This window comes from Clavibacter michiganensis (assembly GCF_002151125.1).
GTDB lineage: Bacteria > Actinomycetota > Actinomycetes > Actinomycetales > Microbacteriaceae > Clavibacter > Clavibacter michiganensis_C.
In genome coordinates this window covers 261,975-276,982 of record NZ_MDJZ01000005.1, presented here as the reverse complement: position 1 = coordinate 276,982, position 15,008 = coordinate 261,975, and the positions used below count along the sequence as shown (strand labels likewise).

The following is a 15,008-nucleotide window of genomic DNA, read 5'->3' as shown; positions in this document are numbered from 1 at the left end:
CATGGTGGCACGCCCGTCCGGCCGGATGCGCGTCCCGGAGCCGCTCCCGCGTGTGTCAGGGTTGCCGCATGGGTGAGCAGGTGGGCCGCGAGGTCGAGGTGGACGTGACCAACATGGCGCACGGGGGAGTCTCCGTCGCGAGGCACGACGGCCGGGTGATCTTCGTCTCGGACGCGATCCCCGGCGAGCGGGTGCGCGCGCGCATCACGGAGGACTCCAAGAAGTCGTTCTGGCGCGCCGACACGGTCGAGGTGCTCGACGCGTCGCCGCACCGCCGGCCGCACGTCTGGGCCGAGGCCTCCGTCGACCGGGCGCCCGAGGACAGGGTCGGCGGCGCCGAGCTCGGCCACATCCGCCTCGCCCACCAGCGCGAGCTCAAGCGGCAGGTCGTCGTCGACTCGCTCTCCCGCATGGCCGGCGTCGACCACGACGTGCAGGTGCAGGCCCTCCCCGGCGACGACGAGTCCGACGGCCTCGGCTGGCGCACGCGCGTCAGCCTGCACGTCGGCGACGACGGCGTGGTCGGTCCGTACGCGTCGCGCTCGCACCGCGTGATCCCCGTCGAGTCCCTGCCGCTCGCCACCGCGGGCGTCAACGGCGCCGCGCCGTTCGGCCAGCGCTTCCCGGGCGTCGAGGGGATCGACCTCGTCGCCCCCGCCGACGGCCACGTGCGCATGCTGCTCATCGACGGCAAGCCGCAGCGCCGCGACACCATCACCGAGCGCGTCCGCGACCGCGAGTTCAAGCTCGAGGCCGGCGGCTTCTGGCAGGTGCACCGCCGCGCCGCCGAGACGCTGTACGACGCCGTGCAGTCCTCCATCGACGAGGCCCTCTTCGACCCGCGCGCCGCGAACCTCGACCTGTACGGGGGAGTCGGGCTGCTGGCCGCCGCCGTGGGCGACCGCTTCGGCGACACCGTGCGGATCACGAGCGTCGAGAGCGACGAGGTCGCCACCGAGTTCGCGGGCGACAACCTCGCGGAGTGGGTGGGCGCCGCGTCCCTCACGTCGCGCGTCGACCGCTACCTGCAGAGGCTGGCGCGCGAGGCGAGCCCCGCCGAGCGCCGCCGGCTCCAGGGCGCGACCGTCGTGCTCGACCCGCCGCGCGCGGGCGCGAAGAAGCCCGTCGTCGACGCGCTCGCCGAGCTGCGCCCGGCGCAGGTCGTGTACGTCGCGTGCGATCCGGTGGCGCTCGCCCGCGACGTGGCGCTCTTCGCCGAGCGCGGCTACGAGCTCCGCTCCGTGCGCTCGTTCGACCTCTTCCCGCACACGCACCACGTCGAGAGCGTGGCCGTGCTGGTGCCCGCCGCCTCCTGACCGGCCGATCCCCGGCCGCGGGAGCCCGTCCGTCGGGCGATACAGTGGGCGAGGCGCCCGTCGGAGCTCGGCGGCGCCACGCGACGAGGGGGAGCCGGATGACCGAGACCACGCAGGGATCCGATCCGGCGTCCGAGAGCCGCCCGCCCGTCCGCGTCGCCGTGGTCGACGACCACGAGTCCGTGCGCCTCGGCCTCAAGGCCGCCTGCCTCGACGCGGGGTACGACTTCATCCTCGCCGCCGCGAACGCCCGCGAGCTCGTCGACGGCCTGGTGGGGCGCGAGTGCGACGTGGTCGTCCTCGACCTGTCGCTCGGCGACGGATCCTCGGTCACCGACAACGTGAAGGCCGCGCAGGGCACGGGCGCCGCGGTCCTCGTCCACAGCATCGCCGACCGCGTCGCGAGCGTCCGCGAGGCGCTCGCCGCCGGCGCCGCGGGCGTGATCCCCAAGTCGTCCGCCACGCAGACGGTCATGGCGGCCGTCGCCACGGTGGCGCGCGGCGACGTGCTCAACAACCTCGAGTGGGCCACCGCGATCGACGCCGACCGCGACTTCGCCAAGGCGCAGCTCGGCCGCCGCGAGCGCGACGTCCTCCACCTGTACGCGTCCGGCCTGCCGCTCAAGCTCGTGGCTCAGCAGCTCGGCATCGCGAACAGCACGGCGCGCGAGTACCTCGACCGCATCCGCGTGAAGTACGTCGAGGTCGGCCGCCCGGCGCCCACCAAGGTCGACCTCCTCCGCCGCGCCGTGGAGGACGGCATCCTCCCGGGACTGGACCAGGACGGCGGCGATGCCCGCTAGGCCATCGGCCAGCGCGCCGCCCTCCGCGGCTCCCGCGACGCGTGCCCTCGCCGGCGCGCCGCCGCGGACCCCCGACAACCCCATCAGCCTCGCCCGCATCGAGACGATCCTCGGTCGCGGCGCCGGCGCGTTCGGGCTGCTCTTCGCCCTCCAGTCGCTGCAGGTCATCAGCGAGCAGCTGGACGCCATGCGGCCGGCGTGGAGCATCGCCTTCCTGACCGTGTTCTTCGGCAGCCTCGTCTGGACCTGCGTCGCCGGCGTGATCCGCCGCGGCGTCGTGCCCGCGCACGCCACCGTCGCGGTCGTCTTCGTCATCGCGCTCGTCACGTGGCCGTTCGCCATCGTGCCCGCGCCGCCCGCGACCGTCCCGCAGCCGTTCCTCTACCAGGAGCTCACGGTCGCGACGACGTGCGCCGCCATGGCGTTCCGGCTGTGGATCGCGGTGATCTACACGGTCGCGGTGCCCCTGGGGCTCGGCGTCATCGAGGTGGTGGTGCGTCACGGGGTCATCACGCCTCTCGACTCGTTCCTGCAGGTCCTCTACTCGATCATCCTCGGCGGCTCCGTCCTCATGATCGTCACCGTGCTCCGCCAGGCCGCCCTCGGCGTCGACTGGGCGCAGGGCACGGCGCTCACGCGCTACTCGCACGCGGTGCGGCAGCACGCGACGGAGGTGGAGCGGGTGCAGGTCGACGCGATCGTGCACGACAGCGTCCTCACGACCCTGCTGTCGGCGGCCCGCACCGGGGATCCGGCCGCCCGCGCGCTCGCGGCCACCATGGCCGCCAACGCGATGGGCCACCTGGCCGCGGCGGAGCAGGGCACGGACGACGACGCCTCGGTGCCCCTGCGGGCCGTCGCGAAGCGCATCGTCGACGCCGCGTCCGCGCTCTCCGCGCCGTTCGTGCTGGAGACGCGCGACCTCGGCACGCGCGCGGTCCCCGTGGCCACCGCGGAGGCCATCTACTCCGCGGCGGTGCAGGCGATGATGAACAGCCTCCAGCACGCCGGGACCTCGGCCGAGGCCATCACCCGGATGCTCGTCATCTCGGGCCACGGCGACGAGGGCGTCGCGATCGACGTCGTCGACGACGGCGTGGGCTTCGACCAGCGCCGCATCCCCACGGAGCGACTGGGGCTCCGCGTCTCCATCAAGGAGCGCGTGGCGCAGGCAGGCGGGCTCGTCACGATCGAGTCCGCGCCGGGGGAGGGCACGGCCGTGCGGATCCGCTGGCCCGCCCCCGCGGACGACGCCCCGACCGCGGCCGCTCCGCACCCCGCGGACGCGCCCGCGGCCGAGACGCCCGACCCGGGGAGGGGCGAGCCGTGATCGTCGTCCCGCGCTCCATCGTCTTAGGGCTCGCGGCCCTCTTCTCGGCGTACCACGTGGTGCTGGCCCTGGTGGCGATCGGCGCCCCCGCGGATCCGGCCGTCACGCTGGTCGCGATCGCGCTCTACCTCGTGGCCACGCTGATGAGCCTGTGGCCGACGAGCCCCACGGTCATGCCCGTCTGGCTCGCGGCGTTCAACCTCGCCGTGGCGACGGTCGTGCCCGTCCTCGTGAGCAGCCAGCTCACGCCCGGATCCCTCGCGCCCTTCACGACGTGGCACATCGCGGCGGTGGGGACCCTGATGACCATCACGTCCGCCCGCCGCCGGCAGGGCTTCGCGTGGGCCGGCATCGTCATCCTCGCGGTGCAGACGGTGCTGTGGGGCGGACCGGGCGGGCTCGTCGAGTACGGCGTCACGGGCAGCGCGCTGTGGGTCGCGGTCTCGCACGTCCTCGCGCACGCGCTCGCCAAGGCGGCGCGCGACGCCCGGCAGTTCCACCGCGCCGAGCGCGAGGCGGCCGACTGGCAGGCCGCGCAGGAGGCGCACCTGTACGAGCGCCAGTTCCGGCTCCGGCAGACGAGCCGCATGGCGGTCCCGATGCTCCGGCGCATCGTGGAGACCGGCGGCGACCTCTCCCCGGAGGAGCGGCAGGAGTGCCTCTACCTCGAGGGCGCGATCCGCGACGAGATCCGCGGGCGCACGCTCCTCAACGACGCCGTCCGCGAGCAGGTCATGCTCGCGCGCCGTCGCGGCACGGTCGTGACCCTCCTCGACGAGGGCGGCATCGACGACCTCGACGACGCCACGCGCGACATCGTGCTCGACCGGCTGGCCGAGGCCGTGCGCGACACGCGCGCGGACAAGATCATCGCCCGCACGGTCCCCGAGGGATCCGACACGGCCATCACGGTCGTCGGCCTCAGCGTGGCCGGCGACGGCAGCGCGAGCCTCCTGGGGAGCGACGACCTGGACGACGAGGTCGACCTGTGGCTGGAGATCCCGAGACCGCGCTGAGCGGCACCACGCGGGCGGGATGCTGAGAGGCGCGGGGGCCGGTGCCTGCACCGTCCGCCCCCGCGCCTCTCCGGTCATCCCGATGACCCGAGCATCGAGATGATCCGCCCCCTGGCGTCGTCTGCTCACCACAGTTGGACGACGCCGTGTTGATTGACCCGCGATGCGGGTCCCCCAGCACGACGAGTCTCACGGAGCGGGAGGGGCTGGCCAAGTCGTCATTTGGGAGGACACAGCCTGTGGCGAATGCAGCCCGCGAGGCGGGCGCCGCCCGGGTCAGCCGGAGAAGCCGCGCCAGCGTCCGGGGCCCGGCACGAGCATGCCGCGGACTCCGCGCTGGGATCGCTGCCAGGCGTCCGGCGCACGGCGCACGGGCTGCTCGGCGGCGGGCTGCGCCGCCAGCGCCGCGATGACGGCCGTGGCCGCGGCGAGCTCCTCCTCGGTGGGAGAGCCGCCGAGCACGCGGAACCCGCCGATGGAGGACGCCGACGATCCCTGCGCGTCGCTCACAGCGGGATGTTCCCGTGCTTTTTGGGCGGCAGGCTCGCGCGCTTGGTGCGCAGCGCACGCAGGGCCTTGACCACCGACGCGCGCGTGGCGGCCGGCTGGATCACGTTGTCGAGCTCGCCGCGCTCGGCCGCGAGGAACGGGCTGGCGACGTTGTACGTGTACTCGTTCGCGAGCCGGGTGCGGACCGCCGCGACGTCCTCGCCCGCCTGCTCGGCGCCCTTGATCTCGCCCCGGTAGAGGATGTTGACGGCGCCCTGGCCGCCCATCACCGCGATCTCGGCCGTCGGCCACGCGAGGTTGATGTCGGCGCCCAGCTGCTTGGATCCCATGACGATGTACGCGCCGCCGTACGCCTTCCGCGTGATGACGGTGACGAGCGGCACGGTCGCCTCCGCGTACGCGTAGAGCAGCTTCGCGCCGCGGCGGATGACGCCCGTCCACTCCTGCTCGGTGCCGGGCAGGTACCCGGGCACGTCGACGAGCGTGAGGATCGGGATGGAGAACGCGTCGCAGAACCGCACGAAGCGGCTGGCCTTCTCGCCGGCCTCGATGTTGAGCGTGCCCGCCATCGCGTTCGGCTGGTTGGCGATGATCCCGACCGAGCGGCCCTCGACGCGCGCGAACCCGACGATGATGTTGGGCGCGAACAGCGGCTGCGTCTCGAGGAACTCGCCGTCGTCGACGATGAGCTCGATGATGGTCTTCATGTCGTACGGCTGGTTCGGGCTGTCAGGGATGATCGTGTCGAGCTCGAGGTCCCGCGCCGTCAGCTCCAGGTCCACCGTGCGGGGGAACTCCGGCAGCTCGGCCAGGTTGTTGTCCGGCAGGAAGCCGAGGAGCGTGCGCGCGTAGTCGAGCGCGTCGTCCTCGTCGCTCGCGAGGTAGTGCGCGACGCCCGAGACCTTGTTGTGGGTGAGCGCGCCGCCGAGCTCCTCGAAGCCGACCTCCTCGCCGGTGACGGTCTTGATGACGTCCGGGCCGGTGACGAACATGTGGCTGGTCTTGTCGACCATGATCACGAAGTCGGTGAGGGCGGGGGAGTAGACGGCGCCGCCCGCGGCCGGGCCCATGATGAGCGAGATCTGCGGGATGACGCCCGAGGCGCGCGTGTTGAGGCGGAAGATCTCGCCGTACTTGCCGAGCGCGACCACGCCCTCCTGGATGCGCGCTCCGCCCGAGTCGAGGATGCCGATGATGGGCACGCCCGTCTTGATGGCGAGCTCCATGACCTTGATGATCTTCTCGCCCGCGACCTCGCCGAGGGATCCGCCGAAGATCGTGAAGTCCTGCGAGTAGACGGCGACCTGCCGGCCGTCGATGGTGCCCGTGCCGGTGACGACCGAGTCGCCGTAGGGCCTCTTCGCGTCCATGCCGAAGGCGTGCGTGCGGTGGCGGACGAACTCGTCGAGCTCGACGAACGACCCGTGGTCGAGCAGCTGGTCGATGCGCTCGCGGGCGGTCATCTTGCCGCGCGCGTGCTGCTTCTCGATGGCGGCCTCGCCGCTCGCGGTGACGGCCTCGTGGTAGCGCCTCTTCAGATCGGCGAGCTTCCCGGCGGTCGTGTACATGTCCGGGGCGCCGGCGTCCTCGTCTGGCTCGTGTGCAGTCACCCGCCTCACTGTACCGGCGGGCGCATGCCTCGCTCTTGTGGACCACGCACAGAAGACGGCGCCTCCCGGGTGCGGTGTCCTCCTGTTCCGGTCGCTACGGTGGCGGCATGGACCTCCCGCTCAGCCGCCTCGCCGCCCCGCGCCTCCTCGCCCCGGACTCGGTCGGCTCGACCAACGACGAGCTGGCGCGCCGGGCGTCCGCGGATCCCGCCGGGTGGCCGGACGGATCCGTCGTCCTCACCCTCGACCAGACGGCGGGGCGCGGGCGCCGCGGGCGCACGTGGGTCGCGCCGGCCGGCCGGACGCTCGCGGTGAGCGTGCTCTGCGCGCCGGGCCACACGGACCTCGACCCCGGCTGGCTGCCGCTCGTCGCGGGGCTCGCGCTCGTCGCGACCCTGCAGGACGTCGTGCCCGCCCCCGCCGAGGTGACGCTCAAGTGGCCGAACGACGTGCACGTGGACGGGCGGAAGGTGTCCGGGATCCTCGGCGAGCTCGTCGCGCCCGGCCGCATGCTGGTGGGGACGGGCCTGAACCTCACGCTCGAGGAGGCGGAGCTGCCCACGCCGACCTCCACGTCGCTCCGGCTGGCGGGCGTGCCCGATCCGGACGTGGACGCCATCGTCGCCGCCTACCTCACGGCGTTCCGCGCGCGGTACCGCGCCTGGGTCGACGCCGCCGGGGATGCGCGCGCCGCCGGGCTGGTGGACGAGCTCGCCCGCACGTGCGCCACCGTCGGGCGGGACGTGCGCGTCGAGCTGCCGGGCGGCGGCGAGCTCCTCGGGCGCGCCACCGGGGTCGACGACGACGGGCGGCTGACCGTGGAGTCCGCCGGGGATCCGGCCGTCACGTCTGTCGCCGCGGGCGACGTGACGCATCTGCGGTATCAATGAGGCATGGCGCACACGGGTGACACGCAGCGGTACGCACCCGGAGAGGGCGGGCGGGCGCTCCCCGTCCGCGGCGGCCGCCGGGCCCGCCGCAGGGCCGAGAAGGAGGAGCGCCGCCGCGTCGCCGAGGAGGAGACGGGCGGCGCGACGTCGTCGCACGACGTGGATCCGCGCCTCGGCCGCCCCGTCGCCCCTCCCGCCGCGCCCACCCAGCAGGTCGTGGCCGCCGACCCGGAGCGCGTCCTCGTCCGGCTCCGCCCGCACGGCCGCGCGCTCACGCTGCCCGTGCTGCTCCTCCTCGCGATCTGCCTCACGGGCGGGTACTTCGGCGCCTGGTTCCCGGAGCCGTGGGAGAACATGCTGCTGCTCGTCGCGCTCGCGGGCGTCGCGGTCTTCGTCTCGCTGCTGCCCGTGCTCGTGTGGCTGAACCGGCGCTACACGGTGACGACCCGGCGCCTCATCGTCTCGCACGGCTTCTTCGTGCGCACCCGGCAGGAGCTGCTGCACTCGCGCGGCTACGACGTGACCCTGCGTCGCGGCCCCCTGCAGCACCTGCACCGCAGCGGCCACGTCACCATCAACGCGGGGCTCGAGTCGCCCGTCGTGCTCCGCGACGTGCCCTCGGCGGTCCTCGTCGTGCAGGCGCTGCAGGACCTCATGGAGGAGAACGCGAACATGGTCGCCGAGCGCCGCCGCCAGGAGGAGTCCCGCCGCGGACGGCCCGGCGAGGCGGCCTGGCGCCAGCCGGACGAGGCGCGCTCCGTGTGGCCGGACGACACGCAGCCCTGGCAGCGCGGCTGACGGGTCCCGCGAGGCGGGAGGGACGTCGGCCGCTAGGAGACCGCGACCCGGTCGGCGTCCTCGGTGCGTCCGCGCTCCGACGGCGGGGCGGGCTGCGGCGCCGCGTGCCGACGGGCGGGGGAGTAGACCCACTGGCGGTAGAGGACGAAGCGCACCGCGGATCCGAGGCCCAGCCCGATGACGTTCGCCGAGACGTTGTCCGCGAGCGGCGACGTGAAGCCGAGCACGTAGTGCGAGACGTAGAGGCACGCGAGCCCGATGAGCATGCCGACGAGGCTCACCGCGAGGAACTCGAGCGCCTCGCGGCCGCGGCGGGTGGTGCGCTGCTTGCCGAAGGTCCAGTAGCGGTTGCCCACCCAGTTGACGGCGATGGCCACGACGGTGGAGGCCACCTTGGCGAGCAGCGGCCCGGCGTCGACGGAGTCGGGGTGGAGGACGGTGGCGCGCAGGAGGTTGAAGACCGCGAGGTCCACCAGGAAGCCCAGGCCGCCGACGAGGCCGAACTGGGCGATCTGGACGCCGAGCGACGCGAGGGAGCGGCGGGGGGACATGGGCGGGGTCCGTCCTGGATGGGGGAGGATGGCGGGTGGCGTGACGGACGATGATACCGGCTGGTCCCGCCCCTCGACCGTCCCGAGGCCGCCCGCGGGCGGCCTCGGGCCCACCCACCTGCCATGAGGAGGACACCATGACGCCCATCGTCGGAGTCGTCGGAGGCGGCCAGCTCGCCCGGATGATGATCGCCCCCGCCGTCGAGCTCGGGATCGGGATCCGCGTGCTCGCCGAGGCCGAGGGCATGTCCGCCGGCCTCGCCGCGACCGCCGTCGGCGACTACCGCGACCTCGACGTCGTGCGCGCGTTCGCCCGCGACGTCGACGTGATCACCTTCGACCACGAGCACGTGCCGCAGCACGTCCTCCGCGCGCTCGTCGCCGAGGGCGTCGCCGTGCATCCGGGGCCGGATGCGCTGCTCGTCGCCCAGGACAAGCTGCTCATGCGCGAGCGCCTCGAGCAGCTCGGCGTGCCCGTGCCCGTGTGGGCGCGGGTCGCCGACCGGGAGGCGCTCGCCGCGTTCCTCGCCGACAACGGCGGCGTCGGCGTCGTCAAGACCCCGCGCGGCGGATACGACGGCAAGGGCGTGCGGGTGGTGCGCTCCGCCGACGAGGCCGGCGACTGGTTCGACGCGCTCGGCGCGGGCGACGCGCTGCTGGCCGAGGAGCTCGTGGACTACGCGCGCGAGCTGGCGCAGTCGGTCGCCCGCCGGCCGTCCGGCGACATCGCCGCCTGGCCCGTCGTCGAGTCGATCCAGCGCGACGGCGTGTGCGCCGAGGTCATCGCCCCCGCGCACGGCGCGAGCCCGCGGCTGCGCGAGGCGGCGGAGGAGATGGCCCGCGGGATCGCGGAGGGGCTCGGCGTCACGGGCGTCCTCGCGGTCGAGCTGTTCGAGACGGTCGACGGGCGCCTCCTCGTGAACGAGCTGGCGATGCGCCCGCACAACACGGGCCACTGGTCGATGGACGGCGCGGTCACCGGCCAGTTCGAGCAGCACCTGCGCGCCGTGCTCGACCTGCCCCTCGGATCCACCCGGCCGCTGGCGCCGTGGTCGGTCATGATCAACGTGCTGGGCGGGCCCGAGTCCGGCACCGTCGCCGACCGCTACCCGCGGGCGCTCGCCGACCAGCCGGAGGCGCGCTTCCACTTCTACGGCAAGGACCCGCGCCCCGGCCGCAAGGTCGGGCACGTGACGGTGGTGGGCGACGACCTCGACGAGACCGCGTACCGGGCGCGCGCCGCCGCGGCGTTCTTCCGGGGCTGACCGGACGGGACGGGCGGATCTCGCGGGTCCGCCGACGGGGGCGCGCGCCCGCATCCCGCGGGGGCGCGGACGCCCGACGTGGTCCGGCCGCGCCCGGGCTGCGTGGCGCGGGCGGGCGGCGGGGATCCGGCACCTAGCATGGAGCCCGTGAATCCCGACACCCCTGCACTCGTCGGCCTCGTCATGGGCTCCGACTCCGACTGGAACGTGATGGAGAAGGCGTCCCGCGCGCTCGACGCCCTGGGCATCGCCCACGAGGTCGAGGTGCTGTCCGCCCACCGCACGCCCGAGCGCATGATCGCCTACGGGCAGACCGCGCGCGAGCGGGGGATCCGCGTCATCGTCGCGGGGGCCGGCGGCGCCGCGCACCTGCCGGGCATGCTCGCCTCGGTCACGACCCTGCCCGTCATCGGCGTGCCCGTGCCGCTGTCGACCCTCGACGGCATGGACTCGCTGCTGTCCATCGTGCAGATGCCCGCGGGCGTGCCCGTCGCCACGGTATCCATCGGCGGCGCGGAGAACGCCGGGCTGCTGGCCGCGCGCATCCTCTCCACGTCCGACGAGCGCATCGCCGACGCGCTCGCGCGCCACCGGACCGAGCTCGCCGAGCTCGTCGAGCGCAAGAACGCCGCGCTGCAGCAGAAGGCGTCGTCGCGCACGTGAGCCTGACCCAGCCCATCCGGCACCCGGACAGCCGGTCGCCGCGCATCATGACCACGCGGGCCTGGTGGCTCGTGGTGCTGAACGTCCTCATCCCCGGATCCGCCCAGGTGCTGGCCGGGAGCCGCCGCCTCGGCCGCGTCGGGCTCGCCTCCACGCTCGTCGTGTGGGCGCTGGCCGTCGTCGGCGGCGGGCTCGCGCTGTTCGCGCGCGGCGCGCTCATCCAGCTGGTGTCCCAGGAGTGGCTGCTCGTCGTGCTGCAGGCGCTGCTCGCGGCCTACGCCGTGCTCTGGGTGGTGCTCGCGCTCGACACGCTCCGGCTCGCCCGCATCATCCGCGTGGCGCCGCGCGCCCGCCCGGTCATCGCGGCGCTGTCGGTGCTGCTCATGGTCGGCACGGCCGGATCCGCGGGCTACGCCGCCTACGTCGTGGGCGTCGGCCGCGGCGCCCTCGGCGGGATCTTCGGCGACTACGCCACCGAGGCGCCCGTCGACGGCCGCTACAACATCATGCTGCTCGGCGGCGACGCGGGCAGCGACCGGTCCGGCCTCCGCCCCGACAGCATCACCGTCGTGAGCATCGACGCCGACACCGGGCGCGCCACCATGGTCGGCCTCCCGCGCGACATGGAGAAGGTGCCGTTCTCCGACGGCTCGCCGCTCGAGGCGCGCTACCCGAACGGCTACCAGCGCTGCGACGTGGACGCCTGCATGCTCAACTCCATCTACACGGAGGTCGAGGTCTACAAGCAGGACCTCTACCCCGACGCGAAGGAGAAGGGCAGCCTCCCCGGCATCGAGGCGATGCGCGAGGCCGTGCAGGGCGTCACGGGGCTGACGATCCAGTACTACGCGCTCATCGACATGCAGGGCTTCTCCGACGTGGTCGACGCGCTCGGCGGGATCGACATCGACGTGCAGCGCCGCATCGGCATGGGCTCCGGGCACGACGACGAGTTCCGGCCGGTGCCGATCCCCGAGTGGATCGAGCCCGGCCAGCAGAAGCTCGACGGCTACCACGCGCTCTGGTACGCGCGCTCCCGCTACCAGACCACCGACTACGACCGCATGGCGCGCCAGCGCGAGGTGCAGCAGGCCGTGCTGAAGCAGTTCGACCCGGCCAACGTGCTCACCAAGTTCGACGCGATCGCCGAGGCCGGCCAGCAGGTGGTGAAGACCGACATCCCGCGCGGCATGCTCGGCTACTTCACGCAGCTGGCGCTGAAGACGAAGGACCAGCCGATCGACGACCTGGAGATCGTGCCCCCGCGCTTCGACTCGCAGAAGCCGGACTTCCCGGCGATCCGCCAGGCCATCCAGGACCAGTTCGCGAACGGCTCCGCGGGCTGATCCCGGTGGCCGCGCCTACAGGTCGGCGTGCAGCTGCCAGACCTTCTCGGCGGAGTCGCGCCAGCTGAACGCGCGGGCGCGGTCCTGGCCGACGACGGCGAGGCGCTCGCGCGCGGCCGTGTCGGACAGCAGCCCGCCGATGGCCTCGGCGAGGCGCAGCGGGTAGCCGTCGGCGTCCTCGCGGGGCACCACGACGCCCGCGTCGGCCGCGACCTCGAGCAGGGCGGGGGCGTCCGAGTGCACGACGGGCGTGCCGAAGGACAGCGCCTCCACGACCGGCAGGCCGAAGCCCTCCGAGAGGCTGGGGTGCACGAAGACCGTGGCGCGGTCGAGCGCGACGGCGAGGTCGGCGTCCGTGAGGGATCCGAGGCTGCGCACGCGCGACGCGTCGACGCCCGCCTCGTCGGCGACCTGCGCGAGCTCGACGTCGCCCCACGTCGCCGGCCCGACGATGAGCAGCGGCAGGTCGCCGGTCTCGGGCCGCGCGAGCGCCTGCACGAGCGCCTGGACGCCCTTGCGCGGCTCGAGGCTCCCGACCGTGAGCAGGTAGTCCGCCGGCAGGTCGAGCTCGGCGGCACGGGCGGCGGGATCCTCGGGGAGGGCGATGCGCGAGCTGACGGCCCCGCCGATCACCCGCACCCGGTCGCCCAGGTCGACGTAGCGCGCGAGCTCCTCGGCCAGCGCGTGCGACGGCACGACGACGGCGTCGGCGTGCTTGCGGGCGCGCTTCGCCATGGCCTTCGTCCAGGAGACGGAGGCGCTCGTCATGCTCTCGGGATGGGTCCAGGCGTTGACGTCGTGGATGGTGGCGACGATCTGGTCGTGCGTGTTGACGCGGTCGTGGCGGCGCAGCGGCGCGAGGAGGCCGGGCGCGTGCACCATGCCGGAGGTGCCGGGCGTCGGGAGGCCGAGCTGCCAGGCGCGGGAGAGCTCGCGGCGGGGGAGCGGCACGCGCGTGATGCGGGCGAGGCCGGGCAGGCGCTCGTCGAGGTCGGCGGTCTGCTCCGGGGTGACCGCGGAGACCACGCCCTCGACCTCGCAGCCGCTCGGCGTCGCGGCGACGATGGCGCTCGTCAGGTCCTCGGCGTAGCGGCCGATCCCGCCGGGCGTGGGCCCGGTCAGCTGGTCGATGATCACGCGCAGCGTGGTGGTCACGGTCCTCCATCGCGCGGGTGTCGGGTCGGCCCGCGGGAGGACCATCGTACCGGCGCGCGCCCGCGCTCCCCGGGAGGCGGCGCGGGGCGCGCGCGGGTCAGCTCCGGCGCATCCGCTCGACGGCGTCCTTGGACGGGCCGTCGAACGCGACCTTGCCCGACTGGATGAGGATCCCGCGCTCGCAGAGGTCCGACACCATGTCGAGGTCGTGGCTCACGACCACGAGCGTCTTGCCCGCGTCGTGCAGCTCGCGGATCTTCGCGAGGCACTTGCGCTGGAACGGCTCGTCGCCGACGGAGAGGATCTCGTCGACCAGCAGGATGTCGACCTCGGTGTGGATCGCGACCGAGAACGCCAGCCGGAGGAACATGCCGGAGGAGTAGTGCTTGACCTCGGTGTCGATGAACTTCTCGATCTCGCTGAACTCGACGATCTGGTCGAAGCGCGCGTCGATCTCGTGCTGCTCCATGCCGAGGATCGCCGCGTTGAGGTAGATGTTCTCCCGGCCGGAGAGGTCGGGGTGGAACCCGGCGCCCACCTCGATGAGGCCGGCGATGCGTCCGCGCGCGAGGACCTCGCCGCTGTCGGGCTGGTAGACGCCCGAGATGAGCTTGAGGAGCGTGGACTTGCCGGATCCGTTGAACCCCATCAGCGCCACGGACTCGCCCGGCCGCACGGAGAAGCTCACGTCCTCGAGCGCGTCGAAGGTGGAGGCGAGGGGCTTCCGGCGGACGGCGGCGATCACCGTCTCCTTGATGGAGTGCGTGTGGCGGAGGAGGAACGACTTCCGCACGTTCTCGACGATGATGCGCGGGAGCGCGTCCGACTCAGAGGTCCTGGGCAAAGCGCCCCTCCAGCTTCTTGAAGACGAGCTGCCCGAGCAGCAGGCTGAGCAGGGCGACCCCGAGGGCGACGAAGCCGTACATCCAGAGGTTCTCCGGCAGGTCCCCGGTGCCGCCCGTGGTGGGGTACCAGAAGCCGGCGTGGAAGAGCTCGACGGCGGCCGTGACGGGGTTCAGCTGGTAGACGACGAGCAGCCAGTCCGGCAGCACGTCGCGCACCTGCGCGAACGGGTAGAGCACGGGCGAGGCCCACACCACGACCATGACGATCAGCTCGACGAAGTTCTGCGAGTCGCGGAAGGACACGTTGGCGGCCCCGAACAGCATGCCGAGGCCGATGGCCAGGATGCCGATGATGGCCACGCCGAGCAGGATCCCGAGCACCTGCACGGGCGTCGGCGCCCAGCCGACGAAGAGGCACACCACGAGCAGGATGACGAGCTGCGGCAGGAAGTTCACCAGCGCCACGAACGTGCTGGAGACCGGGAACAGCTCGCGGGGCAGGTAGATCTTCTTGATCAGCGCCCCGTTGTCCACGAGCGACTTCGTCGAGTTGGAGAACGCCTCGGTGTAGAAGTTGATGAGGATGATCCCGGAGAACAGGTAGATGGGGTAGTTGACCTGGTTCTGGTTGAGCCGGAGGAACACGCCCATCGCCACGAAGAAGACCGCGAACTGGGCCGCGGGCTTCACGTACGACCAGAGCCAGCCGAGGACGGATCCGCGGTACCTGACCTGCACCTCCTTCTTGACGAGGAGGGAGAGGAGGTAGCGGCGGCGGTACACGTCCAGGAGCCCCGCGCCCGTGCCGGGCCTCGAGAACTCCCGGGCTTGGGAACTCGTCATGCTCGACACGTCGGTGGTGCCCTTCGGACTGCGTGGGGCTCGCGCGGGGCGCGGAGCGGGATCGGCT

15 protein-coding genes are annotated in these 15,008 nt (G+C 73.3%); 9 read left to right on the top strand and 6 right to left on the bottom strand.

The features are described from left to right. Positions 1 to 68: 68 nt before the first annotated feature. The 4 genes from BFL37_RS03880 to BFL37_RS03865 all read left to right on the top strand — a co-directional run bounded on the left by BFL37_RS03880 (position 69) and on the right by BFL37_RS03865 (position 4,465). Complete coding sequence (locus BFL37_RS03880; protein WP_086513843.1) at positions 69 to 1,316, top strand: class I SAM-dependent RNA methyltransferase; 1,248 nt, start codon at positions 69 to 71, stop codon at positions 1,314 to 1,316. A gap of 98 nt (positions 1,317 to 1,414) precedes the next feature. Then, on the top strand, positions 1,415 to 2,119 hold the full coding sequence (locus BFL37_RS03875; protein WP_086513842.1) for a response regulator transcription factor: 705 nt from the start codon (positions 1,415 to 1,417) through the stop codon (positions 2,117 to 2,119). Beyond that, on the top strand, positions 2,109 to 3,449 hold the full coding sequence (locus BFL37_RS03870; protein ID WP_241533838.1) for a sensor histidine kinase: 1,341 nt from the start codon (positions 2,109 to 2,111) through the stop codon (positions 3,447 to 3,449). The genes BFL37_RS03875 and BFL37_RS03870 overlap by 11 nt, the downstream gene beginning before the upstream one ends. Continuing rightward, positions 3,446 to 4,465 carry a hypothetical protein gene (locus BFL37_RS03865; RefSeq protein WP_086513841.1) on the top strand — a complete coding sequence of 340 codons (1,020 nt, stop codon included), beginning with the start codon at positions 3,446 to 3,448 and terminating at the stop codon, positions 4,463 to 4,465. The genes BFL37_RS03870 and BFL37_RS03865 overlap by 4 nt, the downstream gene beginning before the upstream one ends. Before the next feature lie 276 nt (positions 4,466 to 4,741). Here BFL37_RS03865 and BFL37_RS03860 read toward each other — a convergent pair whose 3' ends face one another. Together BFL37_RS03860 and BFL37_RS03855 are read right to left on the bottom strand one after the other, a co-directional pair. Continuing rightward, a complete protein-coding gene (locus BFL37_RS03860; RefSeq protein ID WP_086513840.1) occupies positions 4,742 to 4,975 on the bottom strand; it encodes an acyl-CoA carboxylase subunit epsilon in 234 nt (77 codons plus the stop codon). Beyond that, complete coding sequence (locus tag BFL37_RS03855; RefSeq protein WP_086513839.1) at positions 4,972 to 6,543, bottom strand: acyl-CoA carboxylase subunit beta; 1,572 nt, start codon at positions 6,541 to 6,543, stop codon at positions 4,972 to 4,974. Before BFL37_RS03855 ends, BFL37_RS03860 begins: the two co-directional genes overlap by 4 nt. Positions 6,544 to 6,692: 149 nt before the next feature. On the opposite strand from BFL37_RS03855, the gene BFL37_RS03850 reads away from it, so the two are divergent. Further along, positions 6,693 to 7,475, top strand: a complete 783-nt coding sequence (locus tag BFL37_RS03850) for a biotin--[acetyl-CoA-carboxylase] ligase (RefSeq protein ID WP_086513838.1) — start codon at positions 6,693 to 6,695, stop codon at positions 7,473 to 7,475. Positions 7,476 to 7,478: 3 nt separating this feature from the next. Then, on the top strand, positions 7,479 to 8,273 hold the full coding sequence (locus tag BFL37_RS03845) for a PH domain-containing protein (protein ID WP_086513837.1): 795 nt from the start codon (positions 7,479 to 7,481) through the stop codon (positions 8,271 to 8,273). 32 nt (positions 8,274 to 8,305) lie between these two features. Here BFL37_RS03845 and BFL37_RS03840 read toward each other — a convergent pair whose 3' ends face one another. Beyond that, on the bottom strand, positions 8,306 to 8,824 hold the full coding sequence (locus tag BFL37_RS03840) for a GtrA family protein (protein ID WP_086513836.1): 519 nt from the start codon (positions 8,822 to 8,824) through the stop codon (positions 8,306 to 8,308). Between the two features lie 137 nt (positions 8,825 to 8,961). Between BFL37_RS03840 and BFL37_RS03835 the strand changes: the two genes are divergently transcribed. The 3 genes from BFL37_RS03835 (at position 8,962) to BFL37_RS03825 (ending at position 12,098) form a co-directional block, all read left to right on the top strand. Further along, positions 8,962 to 10,089, top strand: coding sequence for a 5-(carboxyamino)imidazole ribonucleotide synthase (locus BFL37_RS03835; RefSeq protein WP_086513835.1), 1,128 nt, complete (start codon positions 8,962 to 8,964; stop codon positions 10,087 to 10,089). A gap of 138 nt (positions 10,090 to 10,227) precedes the next feature. Beyond that, the gene (gene purE, locus BFL37_RS03830; protein ID WP_086513834.1) at positions 10,228 to 10,752 is read left to right on the top strand and encodes a 5-(carboxyamino)imidazole ribonucleotide mutase; all 525 of its coding nucleotides are present in this window, start codon (positions 10,228 to 10,230) and stop codon (positions 10,750 to 10,752) included. Beyond that, positions 10,749 to 12,098 (top strand): LCP family protein, encoded by a 1,350-nt coding sequence (locus BFL37_RS03825; RefSeq protein ID WP_086513833.1) that lies wholly within the window; start codon positions 10,749 to 10,751, stop codon positions 12,096 to 12,098. Before purE ends, BFL37_RS03825 begins: the two co-directional genes overlap by 4 nt. A 15-nt stretch (positions 12,099 to 12,113) precedes the next feature. Here the strand turns inward: BFL37_RS03825 and BFL37_RS03820 are convergent, their stop codons facing one another. The 3 genes from BFL37_RS03820 to BFL37_RS03810 form a co-directional block, all read right to left on the bottom strand. After that, positions 12,114 to 13,253 (bottom strand): glycosyltransferase family 4 protein, encoded by a 1,140-nt coding sequence (locus BFL37_RS03820; RefSeq protein ID WP_086513832.1) that lies wholly within the window; start codon positions 13,251 to 13,253, stop codon positions 12,114 to 12,116. A 97-nt stretch (positions 13,254 to 13,350) separates the two neighbouring features. After that, positions 13,351 to 14,097 (bottom strand): ABC transporter ATP-binding protein, encoded by a 747-nt coding sequence (locus BFL37_RS03815; protein WP_086513831.1) that lies wholly within the window; start codon positions 14,095 to 14,097, stop codon positions 13,351 to 13,353. Beyond that, entirely contained in the window at positions 14,081 to 14,950 is an 870-nt protein-coding gene (locus tag BFL37_RS03810) for an ABC transporter permease (protein WP_086513830.1), read from the bottom strand. The genes BFL37_RS03815 and BFL37_RS03810 overlap by 17 nt, the downstream gene beginning before the upstream one ends. Between the last annotated feature and the right edge of the window lie 58 nt (positions 14,951 to 15,008).

Coding starts and splice junctions, on each gene's coding strand:
- BFL37_RS03835 (WP_086513835.1), top strand. CDS start 8,962: ATGACGCCCATCGTCGGAGTCGTCGGAGGCGGCCAGCTCGCCCGGATG.
- BFL37_RS03855 (WP_086513839.1), bottom strand. CDS start 6,543: ATGTACACGACCGCCGGGAAGCTCGCCGATCTGAAGAGGCGCTACCAC.
- BFL37_RS03875 (WP_086513842.1), top strand. CDS start 1,415: ATGACCGAGACCACGCAGGGATCCGATCCGGCGTCCGAGAGCCGCCCG.
- BFL37_RS03840 (WP_086513836.1), bottom strand. CDS start 8,824: ATGTCCCCCCGCCGCTCCCTCGCGTCGCTCGGCGTCCAGATCGCCCAG.
- purE (WP_086513834.1), top strand. CDS start 10,228: ATGGAGCCCGTGAATCCCGACACCCCTGCACTCGTCGGCCTCGTCATG.
- BFL37_RS03880 (WP_086513843.1), top strand. CDS start 69: ATGGGTGAGCAGGTGGGCCGCGAGGTCGAGGTGGACGTGACCAACATG.
- BFL37_RS03850 (WP_086513838.1), top strand. CDS start 6,693: ATGGACCTCCCGCTCAGCCGCCTCGCCGCCCCGCGCCTCCTCGCCCCG.
- BFL37_RS03845 (WP_086513837.1), top strand. CDS start 7,479: ATGGCGCACACGGGTGACACGCAGCGGTACGCACCCGGAGAGGGCGGG.
- BFL37_RS03870 (WP_241533838.1), top strand. CDS start 2,109: ATGCCCGCTAGGCCATCGGCCAGCGCGCCGCCCTCCGCGGCTCCCGCG.